Origin of the sequence: Brevibacillus halotolerans (assembly GCF_026891775.1) — a bacterium.
Lineage (GTDB): Bacteria > Bacillota > Bacilli > Brevibacillales > Brevibacillaceae > Brevibacillus_B > Brevibacillus_B halotolerans.
Genome location: NZ_JAPTNK010000044.1, coordinates 1 through 795, shown reverse-complemented (window position 1 = coordinate 795; position 795 = coordinate 1). Strand labels below are relative to the sequence as shown.

General features: G+C 36.4%; 1 protein-coding gene and 1 pseudogene. Both read left to right on the top strand.

Annotated features, from left to right (window positions below; all coding sequences use genetic code 11):
• Positions 1–154, top strand: a 154-nt coding sequence (locus O0550_RS24830) for a helix-turn-helix domain-containing protein (RefSeq protein WP_396125784.1), incomplete at its 5' end; no start/stop codon positions are given.
• Positions 124–629 (top strand): annotated as a pseudogene (locus tag O0550_RS23995) (IS3 family transposase); the annotation flags it as partial. The gene O0550_RS24830 and the pseudogene O0550_RS23995, both read left to right, overlap by 31 nt.
• Between the last annotated feature and the right edge of the window lie 166 nt (positions 630–795).

Here is a 795-nt window from a genome sequence, read left to right as displayed (position 1 = left end):
CAATGAAGATTTTAAAAGAACAGTGGTAGATCTTTATCACTCTGGTTACTCTGTAAAGGAATTATCTAGCGAATATGGTATTTCAGAAGTCACTATTTACAAATGGATCAAAGAATTTACTCCTCTCCAACATCTATTAACGAGAAATGGGTAGCAGATATTACGTATATTCATACTCTTCGGGATGGTTGGTGTTATTTGGCATCCGTTCTTGATCTACATTCTAAAAAATCATAGGGTACTCTTTTTCACGTCATATGACAGTGGATGTAGTTTTGCATGCATTAAAAAACGCCTATGATACTCAAAAACCCGCAAGGGATTTGGTACTTCATACTGATTTAGGTGCCCAATATACAAGCAAGGATTTCACGCAATATGTTAAGCAACTTCACATTGTTCACTCATTTAGCAGAAAGGGCTGTCCCTATGACAATGCCTGTATCGAATCGTTCCATGCCATTCTGAAGAAAGAAGAAGTAAACCATGTGACTTACATTGATTATGAATCTGCAAAGCTTGCGCTTTTTACATATATAGAAGGTTGGTATAACCGAACCCGAATACATGGTAGTCTAGGATACAAAACACCTCAAGAAGTAGAAGACTTGCAAAGAAAAGCATCCTAGTACTTAACTTAATTGTGTCCAAGATATTGACTCAAATCCACAGACTATGTGTGAGGTACTCAATCTTTCCAGAAGTACATACTATCAATTCCAAAAGAAAGAGCACTCTCCACGTCATAAAGAGAACCAACTGATTACAAAGAGAATGATTGAAATTTATCAGGAT